This window comes from Streptomyces sp. NPDC001348 (assembly GCF_053597535.1).
Genome location: NZ_JBSFIK010000005.1, coordinates 182,594 through 206,875 on the forward strand (window position 1 = coordinate 182,594; position 24,282 = coordinate 206,875).

General features: G+C 71.4%; 23 protein-coding genes and 1 pseudogene. 6 read left to right on the forward strand and 18 right to left on the reverse strand.

The features are described 5' to 3' along the window. Positions 1–4: 4 nt before the first annotated feature. The 9 genes from ACWC21_RS07650 to ACWC21_RS07690 form a co-directional block, all read right to left on the reverse strand. Positions 5–1,201, reverse strand: a complete 1,197-nt coding sequence (locus ACWC21_RS07650) for an acetylornithine transaminase (RefSeq protein WP_450879132.1) — start codon at positions 1,199–1,201, stop codon at positions 5–7. Beyond that, positions 1,198–2,109, reverse strand: a complete 912-nt coding sequence (gene argB / locus ACWC21_RS07655) for an acetylglutamate kinase (RefSeq protein ID WP_450879134.1) — start codon at positions 2,107–2,109, stop codon at positions 1,198–1,200. The genes ACWC21_RS07650 and argB overlap by 4 nt, the downstream gene beginning before the upstream one ends. Continuing rightward, a complete protein-coding gene (argJ, locus tag ACWC21_RS07660; protein ID WP_450879136.1) occupies positions 2,106–3,257 on the reverse strand; it encodes a bifunctional glutamate N-acetyltransferase/amino-acid acetyltransferase ArgJ in 1,152 nt (383 codons plus the stop codon). The genes argB and argJ overlap by 4 nt, the downstream gene beginning before the upstream one ends. Next, positions 3,254–4,282, reverse strand: a complete 1,029-nt coding sequence (argC, locus tag ACWC21_RS07665) for an N-acetyl-gamma-glutamyl-phosphate reductase (RefSeq protein ID WP_450879138.1) — start codon at positions 4,280–4,282, stop codon at positions 3,254–3,256. The genes argJ and argC overlap by 4 nt, the downstream gene beginning before the upstream one ends. Before the next feature lie 364 nt (positions 4,283–4,646). After that, positions 4,647–5,048: a D-ribose pyranase gene (rbsD, locus tag ACWC21_RS07670; protein ID WP_450879140.1), complete on the reverse strand. Its 402-nt coding sequence runs from the start codon at positions 5,046–5,048 to the stop codon at positions 4,647–4,649. Positions 5,049–5,052: 4 nt separating this feature from the next. Continuing rightward, on the reverse strand, positions 5,053–6,003 hold the full coding sequence (locus tag ACWC21_RS07675; protein ID WP_450879142.1) for a ribokinase: 951 nt from the start codon (positions 6,001–6,003) through the stop codon (positions 5,053–5,055). Continuing rightward, a complete protein-coding gene (locus tag ACWC21_RS07680) occupies positions 5,996–6,796 on the reverse strand; it encodes an ATP-binding cassette domain-containing protein (protein WP_450879144.1) in 801 nt (266 codons plus the stop codon). The genes ACWC21_RS07675 and ACWC21_RS07680 overlap by 8 nt, the downstream gene beginning before the upstream one ends. Before the next feature lie 8 nt (positions 6,797–6,804). Continuing rightward, the gene (locus ACWC21_RS07685) at positions 6,805–7,764 is read right to left on the reverse strand and encodes an ABC transporter permease (RefSeq protein WP_450879146.1); all 960 of its coding nucleotides are present in this window, start codon (positions 7,762–7,764) and stop codon (positions 6,805–6,807) included. A 7-nt stretch (positions 7,765–7,771) separates the two neighbouring features. Next, a complete protein-coding gene (locus ACWC21_RS07690) occupies positions 7,772–8,812 on the reverse strand; it encodes a sugar ABC transporter substrate-binding protein (protein WP_450879148.1) in 1,041 nt (346 codons plus the stop codon). A gap of 925 nt (positions 8,813–9,737) precedes the next feature. Here ACWC21_RS07690 and ACWC21_RS07695 point away from each other — a divergent pair. Next, the gene (locus ACWC21_RS07695) at positions 9,738–10,766 is read left to right on the forward strand and encodes a LacI family DNA-binding transcriptional regulator (RefSeq protein WP_450879150.1); all 1,029 of its coding nucleotides are present in this window, start codon (positions 9,738–9,740) and stop codon (positions 10,764–10,766) included. Positions 10,767–10,827: 61 nt separating this feature from the next. Here the strand turns inward: ACWC21_RS07695 and ACWC21_RS07700 are convergent, their stop codons facing one another. Together ACWC21_RS07700 and ACWC21_RS07705 are read right to left on the reverse strand one after the other, a co-directional pair. Beyond that, entirely contained in the window at positions 10,828–11,001 is a 174-nt protein-coding gene (locus ACWC21_RS07700) for a hypothetical protein (protein WP_450879152.1), read from the reverse strand. Positions 11,002–11,006: 5 nt separating this feature from the next. Further along, entirely contained in the window at positions 11,007–13,739 is a 2,733-nt protein-coding gene (locus tag ACWC21_RS07705; RefSeq protein ID WP_450879154.1) for a YfhO family protein, read from the reverse strand. A 222-nt stretch (positions 13,740–13,961) separates the two neighbouring features. On the opposite strand from ACWC21_RS07705, the pseudogene ACWC21_RS07710 reads away from it, so the two are divergent. Continuing rightward, a pseudogene (locus ACWC21_RS07710) lies at positions 13,962–14,480 on the forward strand (DUF6314 family protein); the annotation flags it as partial. On the opposite strand, the gene ACWC21_RS07715 reads toward ACWC21_RS07710, so the two are convergent. The 3 genes from ACWC21_RS07715 to ACWC21_RS07725 form a co-directional block, all read right to left on the reverse strand. Then, the gene (locus ACWC21_RS07715; RefSeq protein ID WP_450879156.1) at positions 14,471–15,064 is read right to left on the reverse strand and encodes a histidine phosphatase family protein; all 594 of its coding nucleotides are present in this window, start codon (positions 15,062–15,064) and stop codon (positions 14,471–14,473) included. The pseudogene ACWC21_RS07710 and the gene ACWC21_RS07715 sit on opposite strands and share 10 nt — an antisense overlap. A 62-nt stretch (positions 15,065–15,126) precedes the next feature. Next, positions 15,127–15,585, reverse strand: a complete 459-nt coding sequence (locus ACWC21_RS07720; protein ID WP_450879158.1) for a GNAT family N-acetyltransferase — start codon at positions 15,583–15,585, stop codon at positions 15,127–15,129. An 85-nt stretch (positions 15,586–15,670) separates the two neighbouring features. Continuing rightward, complete coding sequence (locus ACWC21_RS07725) at positions 15,671–17,104, reverse strand: aminotransferase-like domain-containing protein (protein ID WP_450879160.1); 1,434 nt, start codon at positions 17,102–17,104, stop codon at positions 15,671–15,673. Here ACWC21_RS07725 and ACWC21_RS07730 point away from each other — a divergent pair. Beyond that, positions 17,103–18,023: a DMT family transporter gene (locus ACWC21_RS07730; RefSeq protein WP_450879162.1), complete on the forward strand. Its 921-nt coding sequence runs from the start codon at positions 17,103–17,105 to the stop codon at positions 18,021–18,023. The genes ACWC21_RS07725 and ACWC21_RS07730 overlap by 2 nt on opposite strands. 13 nt (positions 18,024–18,036) lie before the next feature. After that, the gene (locus tag ACWC21_RS07735; RefSeq protein WP_450879164.1) at positions 18,037–18,240 is read left to right on the forward strand and encodes a DUF1918 domain-containing protein; all 204 of its coding nucleotides are present in this window, start codon (positions 18,037–18,039) and stop codon (positions 18,238–18,240) included. A gap of 1 nt (position 18,241) precedes the next feature. Here the strand turns inward: ACWC21_RS07735 and ACWC21_RS07740 are convergent, their stop codons facing one another. After that, positions 18,242–19,474, reverse strand: coding sequence for a glycoside hydrolase family 10 protein (locus tag ACWC21_RS07740; RefSeq protein ID WP_450879166.1), 1,233 nt, complete (start codon positions 19,472–19,474; stop codon positions 18,242–18,244). Positions 19,475–19,643: 169 nt separating this feature from the next. Between ACWC21_RS07740 and ACWC21_RS07745 the strand changes: the two genes are divergently transcribed. Together ACWC21_RS07745 and ACWC21_RS07750 are read left to right on the forward strand one after the other, a co-directional pair. Then, a complete protein-coding gene (locus ACWC21_RS07745) occupies positions 19,644–20,504 on the forward strand; it encodes a 3-hydroxybutyryl-CoA dehydrogenase (protein ID WP_450879168.1) in 861 nt (286 codons plus the stop codon). A gap of 194 nt (positions 20,505–20,698) precedes the next feature. Beyond that, entirely contained in the window at positions 20,699–20,956 is a 258-nt protein-coding gene (locus ACWC21_RS07750) for a hypothetical protein (protein ID WP_450879170.1), read from the forward strand. Here the strand turns inward: ACWC21_RS07750 and ACWC21_RS07755 are convergent. The 3 genes from ACWC21_RS07755 to ACWC21_RS07765 form a co-directional block, all read right to left on the reverse strand. Further along, positions 20,953–21,489, reverse strand: coding sequence for an NUDIX hydrolase (locus ACWC21_RS07755; RefSeq protein ID WP_450879172.1), 537 nt, complete (start codon positions 21,487–21,489; stop codon positions 20,953–20,955). The two genes, ACWC21_RS07750 and ACWC21_RS07755, sit on opposite strands and share 4 nt — an antisense overlap. A 57-nt stretch (positions 21,490–21,546) precedes the next feature. Continuing rightward, a complete protein-coding gene (locus ACWC21_RS07760) occupies positions 21,547–22,887 on the reverse strand; it encodes a transcriptional regulator (protein WP_450879174.1) in 1,341 nt (446 codons plus the stop codon). Between the two features lie 174 nt (positions 22,888–23,061). Next, complete coding sequence (locus ACWC21_RS07765) at positions 23,062–24,144, reverse strand: PP2C family protein-serine/threonine phosphatase (RefSeq protein WP_450879176.1); 1,083 nt, start codon at positions 24,142–24,144, stop codon at positions 23,062–23,064. Between the last annotated feature and the right edge of the window lie 138 nt (positions 24,145–24,282).

The window sequence follows — 24,282 nt, forward strand, 5'->3', positions numbered from 1 at the left end:
CGTCTCATTCTCCGGATCGTCCGTCCCCGTGAACCACGTCGAGGATGCCGGGCAGTGCCCGGAGAAGCGCATCCGCGTCGTCGTCGCCGAGGTTCAGCGGCGGCATCAGCCGGACGACGTCGGGGGCGGGCGCGTTCACCAGGAAACCGGCCTCCTGAGCCGCCTGTTGCACCTGTGGCGCGAGCGGCTCGTTGAGCACGATACCCAGGAGCAGGCCCGCGCCCCGGACATGGTCGATCAATGGGTGGCCCAGTCCCTCGATTCCGCCGCGCAGCTTCTCGCTCTGCCGCTTGACGTTCTCCAGCAGCCCCTCGTTCTCGATGGTGTCGAGAACGGCGAGGCCGGCGGCGCAGGCGACTGGGTTGCCCCCGAAGGTCGTCCCGTGCTGGCCCGGCTGGAGGAGTTCGGCGGCGCGGCCGAAGGCGACGGTGGCTCCGAGCGGCAGTCCCCCGCCCAGCCCCTTGGCCAGGGTCACGACGTCCGGCAGGACTCCCTCGTGGGCCTGGTACTCGAACCAGTTGCCGGTCCGTCCGATGCCGGTCTGCACCTCGTCCAGGACGAGCAGTGCGCCCGTGGAGGCGGTGATCGCGCGGGCCGCCTTCAGATATCCGGCGGGCGGGACCACGACCCCGTTCTCGCCCTGGACCGGCTCGATGACGACGAGCGCGGTCTCCTCGGTCACCGCGGCGGCCAGCGCCTGCGCGTCACCGTAGGGCACGTGGGTGACGTCGCCGGGCAGCGGCCGGAAGGGCTCCTGCTTGCCGGGCTGGCCGGTGAGCGCGAGGGCGCCCATGGTACGGCCGTGGAAGCCGCCCTGCGTGGCGACCATGTGGGTCCGGCCGGTCAGCCGGCCGATCTTGAAGGCGCCCTCGTTGGCCTCGGCACCGGAGTTGCAGAAGTAGACCTTGCCGTCCCGGCCGAAGAGCTGCAGCAGCCGCTCGGCGAGGGCGACGGGCGGCTCGGCGACGAACAGGTTGGAGACATGTCCGAGGGAGGCGATCTGCTTGCTGACGGCCTGTACGACGGCCGGGTGGGCGTGGCCGAGCGCGTTGACCGCGATGCCGCCGACGAAGTCGGCGTACTCGTTGCCGTCGGCGTCCCATAGCCTGGCGCCCTCACCGCGCACCAGGGGCAGTCGCGGGGTGCCGTAGTTGTTCATGAGGGCACCCTGCCACCGTGTGGTCAGTTCCTCGTTGCTCATGTCGGCTCCCCCTCCTGCTCGTCGGGCACGACCATCGTGCCGATGCCCTCGTCGGTGAAGATCTCCAGCAGGATCGAGTGCTGGACCCGGCCGTCGATCACGCGGGCGGTGTTGACCCCGCCCCGCACGGCGTGCAGGCAGCCCTCCATCTTCGGCACCATGCCGGCGGACAACTCCGGCAGCAGCTTCTCCAGTTGGGAAGCGGTGAGGCGGCTGATCACCTCGTCCGAGTTCGGCCAGTCCTCGTAGAGCCCCTCGACGTCGGTGAGGACCATGAGGGTTTCGGCGCCCAGTGCCGCAGCGAGTGCCGCAGCCGCCGTATCAGCATTGACGTTGTAGACATGTCCGTCGTCCTGGCTCCGGGCGATCGACGAGACGACCGGGATACGGCCGTCGGCGAGCAGGGCCTCGATCGCGCCCGTGTCGATGTCGGTGATCTCTCCCACCCGCCCGATGTCGACCAACTCGCCGTCGATCTCGGGCTGGTGCCTGGTGGCGGTGATGGTGTGCGCGTCCTCGCCGGTGAGGCCGACCGCGAGCGGCCCGTGCTGGTTGAGCAGGCCCACCAGCTCGCGCTGCACCTGCCCCGCGAGCACCATCCGTACGACGTCCATGGCGTCCTCGGTGGTGACGCGCAGGCCCGCCTTGAACTCGCTGACGATGCCGTGCTTGTCGAGGGCGGCGCTGATCTGCGGGCCGCCGCCGTGCACGACGACCGGTTTCAGGCCGGCGTGGTGCAGGAACACGACGTCCTGGGCGAACGCGGCCTTCAGTTCTTCGTCGATCATGGCGTTGCCGCCGAACTTGATCACGACGGTCTTGCCGTTGTGCCGGACCAGCCAGGGCAGCGCCTCGATGAGGGTCTGGGCCTTGGGCAGAGCGGTGTGTTTCCTGGTCACGTTGCTCATGAGGAATAGGCGCTGTTCTCGTGGACGTAGTCGGCGGTCAGGTCGTTGGTCCAGATGGTGGCGGTCTGAGAGCCCGCGGCGAGGTCGGCGACGATGTGGACCTCGCGGTAGCGCATGTCGACCTTCTCCCGGTCCTCGCCGACTCCGCCGTTCTTGCAGACCCAGACGCCGTTGATGGCGACGTTGAGCCGGTCGGGTTCGAAGGCGGCGCTCGTGGTGCCGATCGCGGAGAGCACGCGGCCCCAGTTGGGGTCCTCACCGTGGATCGCGCACTTCAGGAGGTTGTTGCGGGCGATGGCGCGGCCCACCTCGACGGCGTCGTCCTCGCCGGCGGCGTTGATCACCTCGACCTTGATGTCCTTGCTCGCCCCCTCGGCGTCGCGGATCAGCTGCTGACCGAGGTCGTCGCAGACCTGACGTACGGCCTCGGCGAACTCGTCGTACTCCGGGGTGACTCCGGAGGCACCGGAGGCGAGCAGCAGCACGGTGTCGTTGGTGGACATGCAGCCGTCGGAGTCGACCCGGTCGAAGGTGACCCTGGTGGCCGCCCGGAGCGCCCTGTCCAGGGTGGCGTCGTCCAGATCGGCGTCGGTGGTGAGGACGACCAGCATGGTGGCGAGGCCCGGGGCGAGCATGCCCGCGCCCTTGGCCATGCCGCCGACGGTCCAGCCGTCCTTGGCCACCACCGACGTCTTGTGGACGGTGTCCGTGGTCTTGATGGCGATGGCGGCCTTCTCACCGCCGTGCTCGGAGAGCTGGGCGGCGGCCTTCTCCACGCCCGGCAGCAGCTTCTCCATGGGCAGCAGCACACCGATGAGGCCGGTGGAGCAGACGGCGACCTCGATGGCGCCCCGGCCCAGGACCTCGGCGGCCTTCTCGGCGGTGGCATGGGTGTCCTGGAAGCCCTTCGGCCCCGTACAGGCGTTGGCGCCACCGGAGTTGAGAACGACGGCGGACACCTGCCCGGCCTTCAGCACCTGCTCGGACCAGAGCACCGGGGCCGCCTTGACGCGGTTGGAGGTGAAGACGCCCGCGGCGGCGCGGCGCGGCCCGGTGTTGACCACCAGGGCCAGGTCCGGGTTGCCGTTCTCCTTGATCCCGGCGGCGACGCCCGCCGCCGTGAATCCCTTGGCTGCCGTGACGCTCACGGTGCGACTCCGATCGTGGAAAGGCCGGTGGTCTCGTCGAACCCCAGGGCGAGGTTCATGCTCTGCACGGCACCGCCCGCGGTGCCCTTGGTCAGGTTGTCGATGGCGCTGATCGCGATGATGCGCCCCGTCGCCTCGTCGAGGGCGACCTGCACCTGAACGGCGTTGGAACCGAAGACGGACGCGGTGGCGGGCCACTGCCCCTCGGGGAGGAGGTGCGCGAACGGCTCGTCGGTGTAGGCCTTCTCGTACGCGGCCCGCAGGGACTCGGCGGTCACGCCGGGGACCGCCTTGGCGCTGCAGGTGGCGAGGATGCCGCGGGGCATCGGCGCGAGCGTGGGCGTGAAGGAGACGGTGACCCGCTCGCCCGCCGCCGCGCTGAGGTTCTGGATCATCTCGGGGGTGTGCCGGTGTCCGCCGCCGACGCCGTACGGCGACATGGAGCCCATCACCTCGCTGCCCAGCAGATGCGGCTTGGGCGCCTTGCCCGCGCCCGAGGTGCCGGAGGCGGCCACGATCACGGCCTCGGTCTCGGCGAGGTGCGCGGCGTACGCCGGGAAGAGCGCGAGGGACACGGCCGTGGGATAGCAACCGGGTACCGCGATGCGCTTGGACCCCTCCAGCGCGGCGCGGGCACCCGGTAGTTCGGGGAGGCCGTAGGGCCAGGTGCCGGCGTGCGGGGAGCCGTAGAACCGCTCCCAGTCGGCCGGGTCCTTCAGCCGGAAGTCGGCGCCCATGTCGACCACGAGCACCTCGGGGCCGAGCTGTTCGGCGACCGCGGCGGACTGCCCGTGCGGCAGGGCGAGGAAGACGACGTCATGCCCGGCGAGGGCCTCGGGTGTGGTCTCGGCCAGCACCCGGTCGGCCAGCGGCAGCAGGTGCGGCTGCAGCGCGCCGAGCCGCTGCCCGGCGTTGGAGTTGCCGGTCAGGGCACCGATCTCGACCTCGGGGTGCGCGAGGAGCAGCCGCAGGACCTCTCCGCCCGCGTATCCGCTCGCTCCGGCCACCGCCGCACGTACCGCCATGCCACCCTCCTCCTGGATGGCATGACTATACGTTTCCATGCACGTTTATGCAATCTGCATCCGGGGCCCCGATCACCCGCGTGTGACATCGACGGCGTCAAGTGGACGATCGAAGATGTCCACGGCCAGCTCGGCCGACTCGCCCTTGCGGGCGGCGACGGCCGCGCGGAGACCCGCTCGTTCCGCCGGCTCGTCAACCGCGCCGGCATGCGGCTTCTTCCGACAGTCGAGTCGGGGCGCCCGTCAACGGTCGCCCGGCAGCACGGCGGCTGCCTGCTGCCGCTCAAGAGCGCCGTGCGACGGCCGCAGGGCCTCACGGCGGGCGCCCACGCGCACTCTCCCACCCATATCCCGCCCCGGGCGTTCAGCGCCCTCCGGAGAACGGGACTCCGGCACGGCAGAGTACGTTGGCGAAGAAGCTGTCCTCACCCGTGCGCACGGCAAAGCGCGCGGCCCTGACTCTCGCCTTGAACTCGTCGTGAGCGAGTGGCTCTGGGGCGAGCCCCAAAGAGCGCAGCCCGGTGTGGACAACGGGGTTGACCTCGCGGATCTGGTCGGTCACCCAGCTGTCCTCGACCACGACGTGTGCCAGCACGGCCTCCACGACGTCCAGGAACGGGGGCTGGCCGTACCGGTAGCCGAGATCCACGACCGGGGTACCCGGTGCCAGAGGCAGGCCCGCGTCGCTGATCACGAAGGTGTCGGTGTGCCGGAGCCCGGCGATCAGGCCGGCCAGCTCCTGGTGGATGATGCCGTTTCGTATCACGGATTCAGCCCTTCTCTGCAGGGGTGACGGTGGCAAGGGTGGCGCGCAGGGTGTCGAGGTCGGCGCGGTACTGCTGGGCGCCGGCGACCCGGACCGCCAGGGAGCCGGCGGCCGTCCCCAGCCGGGCGGCCTCCAGAAGTGAGTCACCGGCGGCCAGCCGGGCGGCGAGCACCCCGACGAACGCGTCGCCGGCACCGGTGGTGTCCGTGACCGGGGTGGGGATGGCCGGAATCGCGGTGGTGGTGCCGTCCGTATCGGTGATGATCGCGCCCGCCCCTCCCAACGTGGTGATCACCGCCTTGGCGCCCCGGGCGCGCAGCGCGGCGTGCGCCTTCCGCACGGCGGACGGCTCCGCGGCCCTCTCCGGGGCGGGTTGCCCGGAGACCACCGCCTGTTCGTGCTCATTCACGATCAGCACATCGCACCGGGAGATCAGCTGATCCGGCAGCCTGACGGCCGGCGCGGCGTTGAGCAGGAACCGGCCCGTGCAGGCGGCCGCCGCGCGCTCCACCACGTCCAGTGGTATCTCCAGTTGGGCCAGCACGACGTCCGCGTCCGCGCCGGCGCCCTCCAGCGGGTCGCCCTGGGACGGCCACCGGTGATTGGCCCCGGGGATCACGATGATGGTGTTGTCTCCGGCCGCGACCGTGATCCACGCGGTTCCGGTCTCGGCGTCAGGCACCGGGACTACCCCGTGCACCTCCACATCCCTGGCGCGCAGCCCCGCGCGGGCGCGGGCGGCCTCGGGATCGGCGCCGACCCGGGCGATCATCGCGGTACGCACCCCGGCAGCGGACGACGCCACGGCCTGGTTGGCTCCCTTGCCGCCGAGCGTGACCTGCGCGGTCCGGCCGAGGATGGTCTCCCCGGGGGACGGGAAGGCGTCGGACACCACGACGTGGTCGATGTTCACCGAGCCGATCACCACGACCAGCGGCGGCCGGGGCTCAGACACGAGCGTCCCCTTCGAGCGCTCCCGTGATCAGGCCGACCAACTCGTCGCCGGTGGTGTCGGCGACCGTCCGCCGGGCGGCGGTCTGCCCACGGCGCAGCACGTACGCGGTGTCCGCCACACGCAGCACCTGTGCCATGTCGTGGCTGATCAGCAGTACGGTCACCGCCGCGTCGCGCAGCCGGCGGATCAGTGCCTCCACGGCCGCCGTCTCCCGCACGCCCAGCGCGGCGGTCGGCTCATCCATGATCACCAGTGTTTTGCCCCAGTTGGCCGCCCGGGCGATGGCTATGCTCTGCCGTTGACCTCCGGACATACGGCGAACCGTGGCCCGTACGTTGGGCACGTTGACGTCCAGCCGGGCCAGGATGTCCCGGCTGTGGCCGATCATGGACTTCCTGTCCAGCACCTGGAACGGTCCGAATCCTTGGGTCAGCTCCCGGTTCAGATACAGGTTCTGCCACACCGGGAGGTCCTCGATCAGTCCGAGGGTCTGGTACACCGTCTCGATACCCAGCCGGCGCGCGTCGTCGGGGGAGTTGAGCCGGATCGGCTCGCCCCGGAACCGGATCTCACCGGCGTCCGGGGGATGCACCCCGGTCAGGCAGCGCACCAGGGTGGACTTGCCCGCCCCGTTGTCTCCCAGCAGTGCGGTGACCTCACCTTCGGTCAGAGTCAGGTCCACGCCCTGCAGTGCGCGCACCGCGTCGAAGGACTTGCACAGTCCGGTGATCGTCACGAGCGGCGGGTCGACGGCGGAGGCTTCGCCCGCCGTGCGGGCTGCGGTGTCTGTCATGACTGTCCCTACTTCTGGAACCGGGAGATGAACGCGGCGCCGAGCACCACGGCACCGACCGCGACGGGCTGGTAGTACTGCGAGATGCCGAGCAGGGTGAAGCCGTTGACCAGGGACTGCAGCAGCACAGCGCCGGCCACCGAGCCCAGCACGGAGGCCTTCCCGCCGAACAGGCTGGACCCGCCGAGCACGACGGCGGCGATGGAGCCGAGCAGCAGGTCGGTCTGCAGGCTCGGGTCGGCGCCGCCGGTGCGGGCCACGAACAGCACGGCGGCGATTCCGCACGCCAGCCCGGAGCTGGCGTAGGCGACGAGCCGCATGCGGTCGACATGGATGCCGGCCTCCCGAGCGGCTTCCCGGTTGCCGCCGGTGGACAGCAGATACGTACCCGTGCGCGTGCGGAAGAGCAGGAAGCCGACGATCGCCGCCCCCAGGACGGCCACCAACCAGAACCAGCGCACCGGGCCGATCCCGTCCAGCGCCAGGTCGCGCAGGAAGCCGGAGTTCACCGGGACGGTGTTGCCGCTGGTCAGCAGAAGGGTGAGGCCGCTGACCACGGACAGTGAGCCGAGGGTGACGATGAAGTCCGTCATGTTCAGCCGGGCCACCATGAGGCCGTTCACCACACCCACCGCCAGACCCGCCAGCAGCGCCAGGAGCACCGAGACGGGCAGACCCCAGCCGTGGGTGTAGGCGTATCCGAGTACTGCCGCCGACCAGGGCAGGTTGGACCCCACCGAGAGGTCGATGCCGGCCACGGTGACCACCAGCTGCTGGCCCATGGCGAGCACCAGGAGGATCGAGGTGGACACCAGCAGGTCGCTGATGTTGCTCACGGTGAGGAAGTCGGGCGTGGCGATGAAGAACACCACGAACACCGCGACCACCCCGATCGGGGCGGCGAGACGCGCCGCCGCCCCGACTGAGAGGCGCCCCGTGAGGTGTCCGGGCGCCTGAACGTCTGTCATCGTCGACTCACTTCCCGTCCGTGGTCAGCGGGTTGGTGAACGGCTCGATCGGCTGCGGGAAGGAGCTGATCGCCTTGTCCACGTTGCTGGAGTCGATCAGCGCCGTCGGCGAGACGATCCGGGTGGGCACGGTCTTGTGCTTGACCAGATCGATGCAGGCCTGCACGGCCATCTGTCCCTCGGCGTAGGGGTACTGCGAGATGGTGCCGCTCAGCGTGCCGGCCTTCACGGCGTGCAGCGCGGCGGTGATGCCGTCCACGGAGATGATGGACACCTTCCCGGTCAGCCCCGCGTTCTTCACCGCCTGTGCGGCGCCCAGGCCCATGGAGTCGTTGGCGGCGAAGATCCCGGTGATCCCCGGGTGCGCCTTGAGAATGGCCTCGGTGACCGTCTGCGCCTTGGCCTGGTCGTAGTCGGCCGGCTGGGTGGCCACGATCTTGAGTTTGCCCGCCACCGCCTCGGAGAAGCCCTTTTGGCGGTTGATGCCGTTCTGCTCCCCGGCGATGCCCTGCAGGATGGCCACGTCGCCATGTCCGCCCATGCGCTTCAGCAGCGCCTCTCCGGCCTGCTTCCCCGCGGTCAGGTTGTCGGAGCCGATGAACGACGCGTAGGACACGCCGGCCTGCTTCGAGGCGTTCGGGTCGATCTGGGTGTCCAGGTTGAGGATCGGGATCTTCTTCTGCGCCACCGGGACCAGCGGGGTGATCACGTTGGTGGCGTTCACCGGCACCACGCCGAAGCAGTTGTAGTTCTGCCCGGCCAGGGCGGACAACTTGGCGTTCTCCCCGGTGGAGTCGGTCTCCGACTGACCGGCCTGGACGTTCACCGTGACGCCCAGCTTCTTGCCCTCGGCCATCGCGCCGTCCCGCAGGGCCGCCCAGTAGGGGTTGGTGAAGTCACGGGTGACGATGGCGATGCGGGGGGCATCCTTGCTCTGACCGCTCCCGCTGCCGTCGCTCTGCCCGCCCCGGCCACAGGCCGTCACTGCGGCGAGCAGGGTGATGGCGATGGTCATGGTGGACAGCCTGCGTCTGGTGTGGTTGGACATGGCGGTGTGCCTTTCTTCGCGTCATTGCGTCCGGTCAGATCTGTGCCGACCGGTAGAAGGGGACTCGGGCCGTGGGCCGAGGGAGGGCGCTCCAACCGGCTACGAGCGTGCAGCCGAGGCTGGTCCGGTTTCTGGCTGGTACGTGCTGGTACGTGACCGAAGGTGCGGATGCGACAGCGGCCGGCGGGCCCGGGCTCGGCGTCGCCGGAGGGTAGGTGCCGTGGGGTGGAGCCGACCGGTGCTGATGTCCGGGAGGACCGGGCAGGGCGGGCTGCGACGACAATGGGCCATGGATCGGCGATCCGGCCGCCGTCGATCTTCGATCGGCAGCGGAACCGGCATGCGGCATGGCGGGTTCGGCGTACAGCGCGACGCCGTGGCCGTCGTGCGCCCTCGCGACGCGGCGGCGCCGCGGCCAGGCCGGCTGAGTGCTCATCGCCGAGCGGCGTTGGCGGACTGACGGACTGTGGGAATCACGTGGGAGTGATGAGCTTTGCTCATTCCTGTGCCACGGGGCGTGATTCCTTTCGTCGCCCGACCTCGCCCACCTAGTGGATCAAAAGACAGAAGGAGGGTAAGTCGGGCCGGCTGGACTGCAATTCCCCCGGAAAGAACGAGGTTCCGGGGCCGGATCGCCTCCGGCCGTCATTTCGAGATGGCAATGCCCACGGCCACTGGCTGGTGGCGCGCGACAAGCCGGCTCTTTCGCAAGGCTGCATCACGCACGTCCCTTCTAGGAACAGTCAGCCAAGAGATGTATTTGCCGTTACGTAATCGATTACGTCTCTGATGGCGAGTTATTTAAACCATGTGCCGTAAGGGGTGTCAAGGGTCGAATGTCATCGCATTGAGTTGGCGCAGGGCCCTTGACGGCACGGGGCGTAATCGATTACAAGGGGGCCCTGGTCTAGGTGGGAGGTGGCCGATGGCGGTGACCGTCGCAGACGTCGCTCGGCGTGCCGGGGTCTCGACGGCCTCGGTGTCACGGGCTCTGTCGGGGGCGGACGGCGTGAGCGCGGCCGTGCGGGAACGCGTCGTCGCGGCAGCCCAGGCCCTGGGTTACCGGCCGAACACCGTCGCTCGTTCGCTGCGGACCACACGGACACAGACGATCGGACTGATCATCCCCGACATGGTGAACCCCTTCTTCAGCGAGCTCGCCTGGGCCATCGAAGAGGCGGCACACGAGCACGGGTACAGCGTGATCCTGTGCAACGCCAACGAGGAGACCGACCGCCAGGACGGGTACATAGAGTTGCTGCTGGCCCGGCGTGTCGACGGTCTGCTGCTGACCCCGGTGCTGGAGGAGTCGGAGGCCCTGCGTGCCGTGGCACGCCAGGGCGTGCCGATGGTGTTCGTCGACCGGGCGTTGGCCAGCATGGAGGCCCCGGTGGTGCGTGCGGACGGGAGCCTGGCGATCTCGCAACTGGTCGATCACCTGGTGGATCTGAGGCATGAACGGATCGCGGTGATCACCGGCCCTCAAGCGACGGTCACCGGCCGCGAACGGCTTGCCGCCTTCCGCACCGCGATGCGGGCACGTTCGCTGGACCTTCCGGATGAGCTCGTGCGTTTCGGCAACTTCCAGGCGGACAGCGGCCGGCGGGCCGCTGCCGAGTTGCTCGATCTGGACGAACCACCCACGGCGGTGTTCGCCATCGACAACCTGATGACCTTGGGAGTGTTTCAGGAAATGCGTCGGCGGGGCCTGCGGATCGGCAGTGACATGGCGGTGGCCGGGTTCGACGATCCGCCCTGGTTTCAGCTGCTGGATCCGCCGCTGACCACGGTGTCGCAGCCCGTGACCAGAATGGGGGCACTGGCGGTGGACATGCTGCTCGAGGCGATCAACGCCGGATCGGTGGAATCCCATTTGCTCGACTGCGCATTGGTGATCCGGGAATCGTGCGGAGAGACCGCGGTCTCTCGCGACACATTCCGGCCACCGGCTTAAATCCCGTGAATGACGACGGCGACGACTGAATCCGATATCAGGGGCTCGGAACCCCAAGAGCTCACGGGCCGGCAGCGCGGCGGACCGCGCCGGCGGGACGAAACGCCGGAGCCGCCGCGATCAGCGGCTCCGGCGCGCGCGGCCCCAGGGCGGCGAGCGCGTGCCGGGCGTCCTCGGCCGCCTCGCTCGGCTCCGCGTCCAGGTCGGCCACGAGGCGGCTGATCTCGTCCGCCATGAGGGTCAGTCCGTCCGCCGGCCGACGCCCACCATGCTCCGCTTTCCGCCCATCCGCCGACGAAGACCCGGGGCACCGGTCGCGTTCGGCGCACGCAGACCGTCGACTCGCGGTCCTGTGCTGGTGGACGGCGGCAGCGACGGCCGCGCGGCACGCCGCCGCCGGACGGCGTCGAGGACGCCGAGCAGGATCAGAAGCAGGAGCGAGGCGGTTCCGACCGCCATGCCGAGCCGCAGCCCGGGCGGGTGGAACGTGCAGGTGACGCTGGTCGACGAACCGTCGAGGGGGACGGCTATCAGACCGTGGTACTGCCCGGCCGGCCGGGCGGCGGCGCCGCCCGCGGCACAGCGCCAGCCGGCGATCCGGGGAGCCGCCACGACCGCGGTGCCCTTGCTGCCCGTGGGGAGTACGGCCCGTACGGTGCCGTCGGAGACGCTCACCCGGGTGGCGCCGGTGGCCTCGAGCCCTTGGACGGCGGCGTGCAGCCGGGCGGTGTCGAGGCAGCCGACCGCGCCGTCGGGGATGCGGCCGGCCCGGTCGGGGCCCAGCTCGATCCGGAGGCGCCCGGAGGCCGGGACGCTGCCGAGTGGCTGCATGGCGGCGATCCGGTTGGGGTCGGACCGGAAGCGCACGACCCGCCCGTCGGCCCCGTCACGGGTCAGCCGCGCGGTGCCGGAGAAACGCGGCGCCCACAGGTACGCCTCGCCGCCCGCCCGGCACCGGGCCGTGATCGTCGGCTTCCGCACGCTGCCTGGAGCCGCGGGGCCGACGAGCAGTCCCGGGTGCGCGGTACCGCCGCCGGGCGCGGGACGGCCGGTGGCGGTCCGCACGGTGAGGCGGGGCACGCCGTAGACGCGGGTGCCGAGCAGCATCTCCTGGTTGCGGTACGGCGACGCCCCGAAGGCGGAGACGCCCGGGCGCGGGCCGGCGGCCGACGGCCGCACCGTGACGAGGGGCGGTACGTCCTGCCGGGACACCGTCATCCGGCTGCCGTCCTGCGGGGGCCACTTCTGGTGCGGGTCCGGCGGGGAGTGCACCCGCGCGCCGACGGAGAAGATCGCGTCCGTGACGGCGTTGTCCAGGCTCTGCGGACTGCGGCCGCCCGAGGTCCAGCCGGCCCCGAGAGCGGTGAGCAGGCGGTAGAGCACGTCGGAGGTGTGGCTGCTGTAGTACTGGGCGCCCTGGCCGCCCACCAGCAACGGGTCGTTGCCGACGGTCTGCTCCCGGCCCGGGTCGGTACGGTAGCGCGGCCAGCCGTCGGCCTTCGCGATCGCCTCCGACTGCTGCCGCTGCCGTTCTCCCCACGGGGCGTAGTCGTCCATGCCCGCGAGCCGCTGTCGGGTGGTGGCGGCGGAGTTGGCGGCGGCCTCCCCGAACTGCGCCCCGGCGAGCAGCACGACGGCCAGCCCCGTCAGCACGGTGCGACGGGTGCCGACGGCGAGTCGTCCGCCGCGGAGGCCGGCCAGCAGGGCCAGCCCGCCGAGCGCGCCCGCGGCGGCGAGCAGGAGCACCGGCCAGGCGTACGGGCGTACCAGATGGCTACGGCTCGCGGCGACCGCGATCAGCACGAGCAGCGTGCTCGCCGCGAGCAGCGCGCGCCGGCCGGGCGGGCCGTACGCGAGCGACTGCCACGCGGCGATGACCAGCAGCCCGCACAGGACGAAGGCCTGGCGGTACGGACTGCCCTGCGGTGCGGTGAAGGCGTGCCAGGCCAGATGGGTCGGGTTCCACTGCATCGACAGCGTCACCGCGACCACCAGCAGCGTCCATCCGGCGCGCACCCGCCGGGGCACCGCCCGGTGGAACGGCAGGGCCAGGGCGAGCAGCAGTGCCGTGACGCCCACGTACACGGCCGGCGTGGCGAAGCTGTACGTCGTCGGCAGCAGACGGGCTGCCAGGTCCTCCCCCGTCGCCGGGACGAACTCCTGGAACCTGCTCGGTGAGGCGTGCTCGCTGCCGAAGTACACCACCGTCACCAGAGGTGCGGCCAGGCCCACACCGAGCGCGAAGGTGAGGGCCGCGCGGCCCGCAACCGCGAGGGCCCGCCGACGCGGAAGGCCGGCGAGCAGCAGTCGGAGCAGCAGCACCAGGCCGGCGCCGAGGGTGGCCATGTAGGCGGTGTAGAAGTTGGCGGCCCAGGCGGCCGCGACGACCAGCACACCGAGGAGCGGGCGGCGTCCGGTCGACGTCCACTCGCCGACCAGGCACAGCAGCGGCAGGGCGATGAGCCCGTCGAGCCACATCGGGTTGTACGAGGCGGCCGCCACGCTCCAGCCGCACAGGGCGTAGGAGGCACCCAGCAGTCCCGCCGCCCACCAGCGGCCCGGGCGCAGGGCGAGCAGCAGGAAGGCCATGGCGGCGGCCGCGCACCCCGTCTTCAGTACGGTGACGACGTACACCGCGAGGTCGATCTCGTCGCGTGGGAACACCGCCACCAGCGGGGCGAACGGGCTGCTGAGATAGGTGCCGAAGTCGGGCAGGAAACTGGCACCGAAACCGGACTGCCAGTTGACGAGGAGTCCCCCGTCGGCGCGTCCGTGCAGCAGGTCCCACAGGTGCGCGTGATAGGGGATGTACTGGTTGCCCAGGTCGTTGACGCTCCGGGTCCGGGGGCCGAAGGGGTAGCTCCGGGCGATGGCGTCGCCGACGCACAACGCGGTGACGGTGAGGGCCGCCGCGAGCAGGGAGGCGGCCCGCCGGACGTTGCCGCCGCCCGTGCGCGGGGTGGTGGGTCGCATGCTTGGAAAGCCCCCGAAATCTGGCGTGTCACTGGCTTTACCGGCTAGGACGGACCGGATTTCGGATTGGTTGTGCCGCGGCCGAAAAGTGGGTGCGAGAATTCCGAGTACTCGGCCGAAAACTTCCGCAATTGCATTCCGGCCGGCAGGTGAATAAAAGATGGCCGGGAAATGACGAGCGGGTCGACGAGTGCCGCGCGGGCCGCTGCCGCCAGGAGGGGCATGAGCGCGTCAGCGGGACGGCGCGGCGTATCGTCGGGGGATGGATGCGCTGTTGCCCGCGGGGCTGACGTGGGCGAGGTGACGGCAGGCGGGTTCTGGCCTGTTCCGGACGTGCTGGAGCACCTGGCCGGCCGGTGGCTCGTGACGCGCACCGTGCGGGACCTGACGAGCGGCGACGAAGGGCGGTTCCACGGGGGCACCGTCTTCGTCCCGCTGGAGGGCGGGGGCCTGCTGCACGAGGAGTCGGGCCGTTTCACCTGGCGGGGAGTCCCACGGCCGGCCGAGCGCACGCTGCGGTTCCTGCCGGGTGCGACGCCGGGCACGGCGGACGTACGGTTCGCCGACGGGCGGCCCTTCCATGCCCTGGACCTGACGTACGGGCGGTACGTCGCCGAGCATCCGTGCGCGGCGGACCTCTACCGGGGCGAGTTCACCGTGGCGGGACCCGACCACTGGCGCACGGTGTGGCGGGTCGGCGGCCCCGCGAAGGACCTCGTGCTCACGACCGACTACGCGCGCGTGGTCGAGGGGGACACGCCGTCGAAGCGGAGGTTCCAGCGGCCGGCGCGGCCGATGACGGAGATCGCCGACAGCGGGCGGACGTCGATGTTCCAGTAGGTCGAGGGGGGCGCCTTCAGGGCGTAGACCAGGGCGGCGCGGATCACGGAAGGCTCGGCGACGGCGACGATGCGGCCGCCGTCGTCGGCGGGCCGGGTGTCCAGCCAGCCGCCGACCCGGGAGATGAACTCCAGCAGTGACTCGCCGCCGTGCGGGGTGGAGCGCGGGTCGGCGAGCCAGGCGTCCACCGCACCCGGCTCCCGGGCCATCGCCTCGCCCAGGGTGAGCCCCCGCCAGCGGCCCATGTCGCAGTCGCGCAGGGCCAGTTGTGCCAGCGGGGCGTACCCCAGGGCGTCGCCGGTGGCGCGGCTGCGCGGCGTCGGCGAGCAGTAGCGCAGCTCCGCCGCGGCCAGCGGCAGCAGCTCCGGCACGACCCGCTGCACCTCGTCCCAGCCCGCCTGGTCCAGCGGCCGGTCGTCCTGGAAGCGCTCGGCGAGCAGCGGGGCGCTCCGCACGGCGGCGACGAACGTGACCCGAATCTGCATGCGGTGATGGTGGGCCGCGCAAGTGAGCAGGTCAAGGGTCGGATATGGCCGTTACCCGGGAGTTACCGAGACGGTGCGGGACCTCGCTGGAAACCGTGGACCATCCAGTGGTCCGGCCGGTCGAGCGGCCGGAAGCCCAGCTTCTCATAGACCCCCTGGGCGTCCTCGGTGGCGAGCAGGAGGCGGCGCAGTCCGTACGGCCGCAGGTGCTCGCGGATGGCGCCGACCATCCCCGTTCCGACGCCCTTGCCCCGCACGGCCGGGTCCACGTACACGTCGGCGAGCCAGCCGAACAGCGCCCCGTCGGTCACCACGCGCGCGTAAGCCACCTGCTCCCCAGAGCCCGTGTCGTACACCCCGAAGTTCAGCGAGCCGGCCATCGCGCGGTCGTGCGTCTCGCGCGTGCGGCCGATCGCCCAGTAGGAGTCGGTCGACAGCCAGTGGTGGACGCGGCCGACGTCGACGCGGTCGGGGTCGGCGGAGAACTCGTAGCCTTCAGGGAGGGCGGGTGGCTCGGTCATGCCAGGAGACTGGCAGGCCCGGAGCGCGGGTGTCGAATCGTTTCTGCCGTCTGCGGCCCGCGTCGCCCGCGGTGCCACCCCGGCACTAGAACACCGCGTCGCACGCCGTCCGCAGCCGCCGCACCCCGTCCGCGATCTCCCCCGTACCCGCGACCGCCGCGAAGCTGAGCCGCAGATGGGCCGCCGAGGGCTCGGCACTGAAGTAGGGGCGGCCGGGGGTGACGGCCACGCCCGCGCGCAGGGCTGCCGACGCGAACACGGAATCGTCGATCCCGTCCGGGAGGCGGAGCCAGAGGTGGTAGCCGCCGGACGGGATGTGCGGCAGGGCGAGTTCGGGCAGGCCGTGGCGCAGGGCAGTGGTCATCGCGTCCCGGCGGACCTTCAACTCGGTGGCGACCGCGCGCAGATGGCGCGGCCAGGCGGGCGAGCCGACGAGTTCCAGGGCCGCCTCCTGCAACGGGCGGGGCACGAAGAAGGAATCGACGACCTGGATCGCGCGCAGGCGGTCCAGCACGGGACCACGGGCCGCCAGCGCACTCACCCGGAAGCTCGGCGAGGTGACCTTGGTCAGCGAACCGACGTGCACCACGACGCCGTCGGGGTCGTCGGCGGCCAGCGGACGCGGCAGCGGACCCGCGTCGGCGTGCACGAGCCGGCGTACGAAGTCGTCCTCGACCACGAACGCGCCCGCCTCACGGGCGATGGCCAGCACCTCGGCGCGCCGCCCGGGGGCGAGCACGGCACCGGTGGGGTTCTGGAACAAGGGCTGGCAGACGAAGACCCGGGCACCGCTCGCCCGGAACGCGTCGGCGAGCAGCTCCGGCCGCACCCCGTCGGAATCCACCGGCACGGGCACCGGACGCAGCCCGCCGGCACGGGCGATGGCCAGCATGCCCGGGTAGGTGGGCGACTCGACGAGCACCGGCGCCCCGGGCGGGGCGAGTGCGCGCAGCGCGGTGGCCAGCGCGGACTGCCCGCCCGCCGCGATCAGCACCTCCGCCGCGGTGACGGCTCCGCCGATGCCGCGTGCGAACCACTCCCGCAGCTCCGGCAGCCCCTCCATCGGCGGCCGCTCCCAGGCACCCGGGCGTCGCCCGGCACGGGCCAGGGCGGCCGCCATCGCCCGCTCCGGCTGCAGCGACGCGTGCAGATAGCCCCCGCTGAACTCCAGTACGCCCGGCGGTGGGGCGGCGAGGGAGATCGTGACCCCGGAGGCGTCGACCGTGCGCGGGACGGGTTCCGCGACGCCGTCGGCGCTGAGCGCGACCTCCTGCCAGGAGGTGTCACCGGTGGCGGTGGGGACGTCGCGTACGTGAGCGCGGAAGGCGCCGGCTCCGGGCCGGGTGACGACCAGACCCTCGGCGACCAGCTGTGCCAGCGCACGCGAGACGGTCACCGGGCTCACCCGGAACCGTTCGACGAGTGCCCGACTCGACGGGAGCTTTCCACCCGGCGAGTAGCGGTCCAGCTCCCGCCGCAGCTGATTGACCAGTTCCGCCACACTGCTACGCTCTTGCATGAGAACAGAGAGTAGCGCTACTACCGTTTCATCGATAACGGTCACCGCTCCCCGGGAGCGCTCCGGCTTCGGCGGCACCCTTCAGGCCGCCCTCGGCGTGACGGCCTTCTCCCTCACCTTCCCGGCCACCGTCTGGGGCCTGGAGGGCTTCGGACCCTGGTCGCTCGTGGCGGTGCGCAGTGTTCTGGCGGCGGTCGTCGCCGGCTGCTGTCTGCTCGGTGCGGGGGCGTCCCTGCCCGACCGCCGGCACCGGGCGGGGCTGGCCGTGGTCGCCGCGGGAGTGGTGCTCGGCTTCCCGCTGCTCACCACGCTCGCCCTGCAGACCTCCACGACCGCGCACGCCGCCGTGGTCGTCGGCCTGCTCCCGCTGACCACCGCGCTCTTCTCGGCCCTGCGGACGGGCACCCGCCCCTCCCGTACGTTCTGGGTGGCCGCCCTCGCGGGTGCGGGCGCGGTCCTCGCGTTCACCGTGCAGCAGAGCGGTGGCGCGCTGACCGCCGCCGACGGTTACCTGGCGGGCGCGCTGCTGGTGTGCGCCGCCGGCTACACGGAGGGCGGCCGGCTGGCCCGGGTGATGCCGGGCTGGCAGGTGATCGGCTGGGCGCTGGTGCTGTGCCTGCCGCTCACCATGCCGGCCGCCGCGCTGGCGCTGTCCTTCGAACCCGTGTCCCTGACCGCGCACGGTGTCGCCGGGGTGCTGTGGCTGGCGGCGGGCTCGCAGTTCCTCGGGCTGGTCGTCTGGTACCGGGGCATGGCGGCCATCGGCATCCCGCGGGCCAGCCAGTTGCAGTTGGCCCAGCCGCTGCTCACACTGGTGTGGTCGGTGCTGCTGCTGGGCGAGCACCCCACGGTGGCCGCTCCACTGACGGCCGCCGCCGTGCTCGTGTGCATCGCCGTCACCCAACGGTCTCGATCGTGAGGAGGCCCCGCAGATGCGCGCATCCGTGGGCGACCAGCTTGTCCAGCACGGCAGGGTGGTCGGCCAGCACGACCAGGTCACCGAAGTCGTCGAAGTGATGGGTACGGAGGGCACCCCGCCGTACCGCGTCCGCTTCCCGGACGGCCGCGAGGCCGTGATGTCCCCCGGCCCCGACTGCGAGGTCCGGCACCGGGAACCGGAACACCGGACACAGTAGATCAGCGGGGTGGCTTCGCCGGCTGCCCGTAGTGGTCGGCGACCACCCGTGCCATCGCCCCGATCGGGTCCTTCACCACGTCCTGCGCGGCGAAGAAGACGTGTCCGCGCACCTGCGGGTACCGCGCGGCCAGCGTGAGGTGCCGGGAGAGTTCGACCGGATCCTGCCAGGCCGCGGGCTGGGCGGCGGCGCCCGCCTTGTACAGCGCCTCCCCGATGTGGAGGCGCGTTCTCGTGCCGTCCGCGACCTCCGCCCACCAGGCCACCAGCGTGGCGTAGTCGGCGGCGGCGAAGCCGATGTGCCAGTACACCTGCGGCACGATGTAGTCGATCCAGTTCTCGCGCACCCACTTGCGGGTGTCCGCGTGCAGATCGTCGTACGTCTGCACACCGGCCCGGGTGTCCGAGCCCCGCTCGTCGGTCGCGGCGTTGCGCCACACGCCGAACGGGCTGATCCCGAACCGGGTGCCGGGCCTGACCTTCTTGATCCGGGCCGCGGTCTCGCGCACCAGCCGGTCGATGTTGTCACGGCGCCAGGCGGCCCGGCTGTCGAAGTCACCGCCGTACGCGTCGTACGCGGCGTCGTCGTCGAAGGTCTGCCCGGCGACCGGATACGGATAGAAGTAGTCGTCGAAATGGACCGCGTCGACCGGGTACCTGGCGACCGCGTCGAGCATCGCGTCCTCGACGAACGAGCGGACCTCGGGCAGACCCGGGTTGTAGTAGAGCTTGCCGCCGTACGGCACGACCCAGTCCGGGTGCTTGCGGGCGGGGTGCGAGGCGGCGAGCCGCGTCGGGTCGGCGTGGAGTGCGATCCGGTACGGATTGAACCAGGCGTGCAGTTCCAGGCCCCGCGCGTGCGCCTCGGTGACCGCGGTGCCCAGCGGGTCCCAGCCGGGGGCCCTGCCCTGGGTACCGGTCAGGACCCCCGACCACGGCTCGTACGGCGAGGGCCACAGGGCGTCCGCGGTGGGACGCACCTGGAAGACCACGGTGTTGAGCCGGTCGCGGACGGCGCGGTCGAGGAGGGCGAGCAGCTCCGTGCGCTGTTCGGCGGCCGTGAGCCCGGGACGCGAGGGCCAGTCCCGGTTGTCGACCGTCGCCAGCCACACGCCCCGCATCTCGGCGGCCGCCCGTGGGCGGCGCGGTCCCGCCGACGCACCCTGCGTCATCGCCAGCGTCGACAGCGCCGCGAGGGCGAACGCACGCCGTGAGAGCCGCCTCGTGGACCCCATGGGCACACCCCATACGCTCAGGATCCGCCCGGTCACGGATCGTCTCGGGGCAAAGGATGCCCCTCCCCGGACGATCGATCATCGATACTTGGGAGTAACGTGCACGATCGGAGCAGGGGCACAACCCGGAGCGCCTGCCTTCCAGTCGTTGATCAGCGAAGGGGACGATGTGACCGACATCGAGCGGGTCGGAGTCGTGGGCTGCGGCCAGATGGGAGCGGGCATCGCCGAGGTGTGCGCCCGCGCCGGCCTGGACGTGAAGGTCGCCGAGACCACCGGCGAAGCCCTGGAGATAGGCCGTACCCGGCTGTTCAACTCCCTGGCCAAGGCAGCCGAGCGCGGCAAGATCACCGAGGAGGAGCGGGACGTCACCCTGGAGCGGCTGAGCTTCACCACCGACCTCGGCGAGTTCGCCGACCGCGACCTGGTGATCGAGGCGGTCGTCGAGAACGAGCAGGTGAAGACCGAGATCTTCCAGGTGCTCGACCAGGTGGTGACCCGGCCGGACGCGATCCTCGCGTCCAACACCTCCTCCATCCCGCTGGTGAAGCTGGCGGTGGCCACCTCGCGCCCCGACCACGTCATCGGCATCCACTTCTTCAACCCGGCCCCCGTGCAGCGGCTCGTCGAGCTGATTCCGGCGCTCACCACCTCGGAGGGCACGCTCGGCCGCGCCCAGCTCTTCGCCGAGAAGCTGCTGGGCAAGCACGCCATCCGCGCCCAGGACCGCTCCGGGTTCGTGGTCAACGCGCTGCTGGTGCCCTACCTGCTGTCGGCCATCCGCATGTTCGAGTCGGGCATCGCGAGCCGTGAGGACATCGACAACGGCATGGAGATGGGCTGCGCCCACCCGATGGGTCCGCTGAAACTCTCCGACCTGATCGGCCTGGACACCATCGTCTCCATCGCCAACTCGATGTACGCCGAGTACAAGGAGCCGCTGTACGCCGCTCCCCCGCTGCTCCAGCGGATGGTGGAGGCGGGCCGGCTGGGCCGGAAGGCGGGGTCCGGCTTCTACACGTACGGCTGATCACAAGCTGCGACACCGCGATGTGCCCGGCACCCACTCGGTGCCGGGCACACGTGTTTCACTCCCCGTGTGCGCCCCGGGCACGCATATGCCCGTCGCACACGCTCCCCACGCGTCCACCAGGCGAGTTCACTCATCATGCGCATGCAGGGATGCGAAATCCGCCATGTTCGACTACGGAAAGGAGTGGACCCGTGACCGTCGATCCGGAGCATCCCGTGGTCCACGGAGAACTCGCAGAGTTACGTCGCCGCCTCGACGTGGCGTACGCCCGCGTCGAGGGAGGGCTGGCACTGCTCAGCCACCGTACCGAGGAGACCGCCAAGGAACTGGACGAGCTGAACACCCGCATGATCTCGCTGGAACACGCACGCTGGCCACTGCCCTCGCTCGCCGCACTCACCGCACTGGGAGCACTGGTGGTGACGGTCTGGCAGGCGCTGAACCACTAATCGTCGGCGAGCCTGAGGTGATGCAGCAGTAGTAACGCGGCCGCCATGTTGGCGGCCGGGACCTCCCCGCGGGCGACCATGTCGGGAACGAGTTTGAGGGGGACCCATTCCCGGCGGTCCGACTCGAAGTCGTCCACCGGGTGTCCGACGTACTCGCCCTCGTCGGCCCAGTAGATGTGATGCCTGGCGTCCGTGAGGCCGTTGGACGGCTCCACGCTCATGAGATGGCGCAGAGGCCCCGGCCGCCAGCCGGTCTCCTCCTCGAGTTCCCTGGCGGCCGCGGACGCGATGTCCTCGCCGTCCTCGACGACCCCCGCGGCCAGTTCCCACCCCCAGCTGTCCGTGATGAAGCGGTGCCGCCACAGCAGCAGGACCTCGTTGGCCTCGTTGACCACCGTGGCCACGGCCACGGGGCGCAGCCGTATCAGGAAGTGGTCGAGGTGCCGGCCGTCCGGCAGCTCGACATCTGCGAGATTGACGCTGAACCAGCGGTTCGCGTACACAGTTTGTTCGTTCTGTTTCGTCCACTGCACGGTTCTGCCACCTTCCGCCGAGTAAGTGGCAATATCGCAGCAGCGTGTCTGGTGAACCTACAGCGGAACGCGCAGTGCCCCGTCGATGAGTTCGGCGGCCTCCGCCGTGCCCGCGCAGCCACTGCGCACGAGGTGTTCGCGTACCGTGCGCAGTCTGTCCCGCAGTCTCTGGGACTCCATCCCCCGGGCCTGCTCGGCCATCTGTACCGCCGTGACCACCGCCTTGTCCGCGTTGCCCTGGCGGAGTTCGATGGTGCTGAGCATGGCGAGCCGGTGTACCCGGCCCCTGTCGTGGGCCGGATTGTCCACGGCGGCGGCCGCGTGCTCCCGGGCGGCCGCGAGTTCACCGAGGCTGAGCAGCGCCTCCGCCACCTGGACGTTGACCAGGCCCGGCTGGACATAGCCGGTCTCGTCGGGTTCGTGCCCGCGCCGGATGCGGCCGGCGGCCGTCTCCGCCCGCCGGATGCAGGACAGGGCGCTCGTGCCGTCGCCGAGGTGGGCGTACGCCTTGGCCTGCATCGCGTACAGGTCCGAGGCGAGGGCCGGGGTGATGTGCCGGCCGGCGGCGCGCAGCGCTGCCTCCGCGAAGGCGACGGCCTGCCGGTACTCCCGCATGAACAGCGCCTGGTTGACCAGGAGCGCGATCACGTAGGCGCCAAGTCCCCGGTCCCCGCTGGCCTTCGCCAGTCTGAGGGCCTGGTGGAAGTAGCGCTGGGCCAGACCGTGCGCGTCCGAGTCGTAGGCGCAGATGCCGGCGATCGCCACCAACCCGCCGGTCGCCCGGTGCAGTTGCCGGCCCGTGGCGTCCGTGTAGCTGCCGCGCAGCAGCGGGGCCGCCTCCGCGTTGAGGAAACCGACGATACGGGTGCGGGTCGCGATGCCGCCGGCCTTGCGGTACAGCTGCTCGTAGTGAGTGCGGGCGGCACGCAGCATCTCGATGTCGGCCGAGGTGACCCGATGCCGGCCGCCTCGGGAGACGTCCACGTCCTCCGGCGGGTTCTCCCACTCCCACACCGGCATCACGGCGGGTGTGCCGGTGACCGCGGGGGCGCCGAGGACGTGCGGGCGCTGCTGTTCGTCGGAGCGCCACAGGGCGGTGGCGCGTTCGACGAAACCGGAGAGCGAGGTGCCGTGCGGGACGCTCGGCTCGCCGGGCACACCGAGCCCGATGTCATCGAGGGTGACCGGGCGTCGCAGCCGGGCGGCGAGCACCTCGCAGATCAGGTCGGGCACCTGACCGCGTGGCCGCTGCCCCTTCAACCACCGTGCGACGGCGGTGTGTTCGTACCGGAGCGCGAGACCGCGTGCCCGGCCGGCCTGGTTGACGTGGGCGGCGAGACCGGCATGCGAGATCCCGGCCTCGTCGAGGATCGCGTCGAGCAGAGTGTTGGGCTGCATCAAGGCCCCCCGGGTGGCTGGGTGAGCGCCACCTTCGTCAGAGTAGCGGGTTCGTCTTCACACGGGGTGTGAACGGAGTGCGCGAATCCGCAATGTGCGCGCACTGTCGCGGAGAGTCGCCGGCCGGTTGACTGGATTGCCTCGCAAGAGGCCGGCCGGGCCGCCGGCTCCCCCTCACACAGCGGTGGCCTGGCCGTCGGCGCCGGCTCGTGCGGCCCAGCGGTGGGGGTCGCGGTCGTTGCGCAGCACCAGCAGGGCGATGTCGTCGGTCGGGGTGCCGCTGGTGTGGCGCAGCAGGGCCGTGAGGACCCTGCGCAGGACGGTCTGCGGCGTCACGGAGTGGGCCTGCAGGGCCTCGTGCAGCGCCATGGGCAGGGAGAAGAAACGGCCCCGCGCGTCACGGGCGTCCTCCGCGCCGTCCGTGTAGAGGACCAGGGTCCCGCCGGGCGGCAGCGGTCCGCACTCCAGGACCGGCAGGTCGGGCGGGAGCGGGAAGGGGCCGAGCGGCGGAAGGGGGTCGGCCCGCGTCAGGGGCTCGACCTGGGTACCGCCGAGCAGGTACGGCCAGGGGTGGCCGCAGTTGAGTGCGTGCACCTCGCCGTCTCGGTCGATCTCCAGGAGCAGTACGGTGACGAACTCCTCGGCGACGGGGGCGTCCGGCTCCGGCCCGCTCGCGGGATGCTCGACGCGGGCCCGCTCGCGCAGGTGCCGGGCCAGGGCGCGGTCCATGCGCCGCAGCACCCGGTCCAGTTCCGGCTCGTCGTGCGCGGCCTCGCGGAAGCTGCCGAGGACCGCGGCCGCGGTGCCGATGGCGGACAGCCCGTGCCCGCGCACGTCGCCCATCACCACCCGGACGCCGTGTTCGGTGGCCACCGCCTCGTACAGGTCGCCGCCGATGGCCGCTCCGCGGTCGGCGGACAGTTGGGCGGCGGCGATGCTCAGTCCGTCCAGGCGCGGGGGCGGAGGCCGCAGCAGCACGCTCTGCGCCGCACCCGCCGCCCGGCGGGCCTGCCACAGCTCACGCAGCAGGGTCCGGCTGAGATGAGCCACCAGGCCGGTGCCGACCGTGAAGAACACGGCGCTGGTGGCGAGCCTGGCGCCGAGCCCGTCCTGCCGGGCGAGCGGGCAGACCAGTTTGTAGAGGGCCGCCATGGCACCCCAGGCGAGCGGCAGTCCCAGCGCGCGGCACAGCGGCCGCCGGTCGGGCTTGCGGGCGGACCACCCTCGGGTCGGTCCCCGAGCGTTGATACGGATCATGCCGATGGCCCCCCATACAGGCTCTGACAGAGCAGACGGACCGGCCCCGAAAGGCCGGTCCGATTCTGTCCACGGCATGCCCCCGAAGGGGATGGATCACCCGAAGTTCTCACCCTAATGAGTGAACGTTCAACGGGT

Bases quoted from the DNA above. Each gene is read 5' to 3' on its own strand.
- ACWC21_RS07725 (WP_450879160.1), bottom strand. From the start codon at position 17,104: ATGCAAGAGCGTAGCAGTGTGGCGGAACTGGTCAATCAGCTGCGGCGG.
- ACWC21_RS07650 (WP_450879132.1), bottom strand. From the start codon at position 1,201: ATGAGCAACGAGGAACTGACCACACGGTGGCAGGGTGCCCTCATGAAC.
- ACWC21_RS07680 (WP_450879144.1), bottom strand. From the start codon at position 6,796: ATGACAGACACCGCAGCCCGCACGGCGGGCGAAGCCTCCGCCGTCGAC.
- ACWC21_RS07730 (WP_450879162.1), top strand. From the start codon at position 17,103: ATGAGAACAGAGAGTAGCGCTACTACCGTTTCATCGATAACGGTCACC.
- ACWC21_RS07720 (WP_450879158.1), bottom strand. From the start codon at position 15,585: ATGACCGAGCCACCCGCCCTCCCTGAAGGCTACGAGTTCTCCGCCGAC.
- ACWC21_RS07700 (WP_450879152.1), bottom strand. From the start codon at position 11,001: ATGGCGGACGAGATCAGCCGCCTCGTGGCCGACCTGGACGCGGAGCCG.
- ACWC21_RS07760 (WP_450879174.1), bottom strand. From the start codon at position 22,887: ATGCAGCCCAACACTCTGCTCGACGCGATCCTCGACGAGGCCGGGATC.
- ACWC21_RS07735 (WP_450879164.1), top strand. From the start codon at position 18,037: ATGCGCGCATCCGTGGGCGACCAGCTTGTCCAGCACGGCAGGGTGGTC.
- ACWC21_RS07690 (WP_450879148.1), bottom strand. From the start codon at position 8,812: ATGTCCAACCACACCAGACGCAGGCTGTCCACCATGACCATCGCCATC.
- ACWC21_RS07715 (WP_450879156.1), bottom strand. From the start codon at position 15,064: ATGCAGATTCGGGTCACGTTCGTCGCCGCCGTGCGGAGCGCCCCGCTG.
- ACWC21_RS07765 (WP_450879176.1), bottom strand. From the start codon at position 24,144: ATGATCCGTATCAACGCTCGGGGACCGACCCGAGGGTGGTCCGCCCGC.
- argB (WP_450879134.1), bottom strand. From the start codon at position 2,109: ATGAGCAACGTGACCAGGAAACACACCGCTCTGCCCAAGGCCCAGACC.
- ACWC21_RS07705 (WP_450879154.1), bottom strand. From the start codon at position 13,739: ATGCGACCCACCACCCCGCGCACGGGCGGCGGCAACGTCCGGCGGGCC.
- ACWC21_RS07695 (WP_450879150.1), top strand. From the start codon at position 9,738: ATGGCGGTGACCGTCGCAGACGTCGCTCGGCGTGCCGGGGTCTCGACG.
- ACWC21_RS07740 (WP_450879166.1), bottom strand. From the start codon at position 19,474: ATGGGGTCCACGAGGCGGCTCTCACGGCGTGCGTTCGCCCTCGCGGCG.
- argC (WP_450879138.1), bottom strand. From the start codon at position 4,282: ATGGCGGTACGTGCGGCGGTGGCCGGAGCGAGCGGATACGCGGGCGGA.
- ACWC21_RS07685 (WP_450879146.1), bottom strand. From the start codon at position 7,764: ATGACAGACGTTCAGGCGCCCGGACACCTCACGGGGCGCCTCTCAGTC.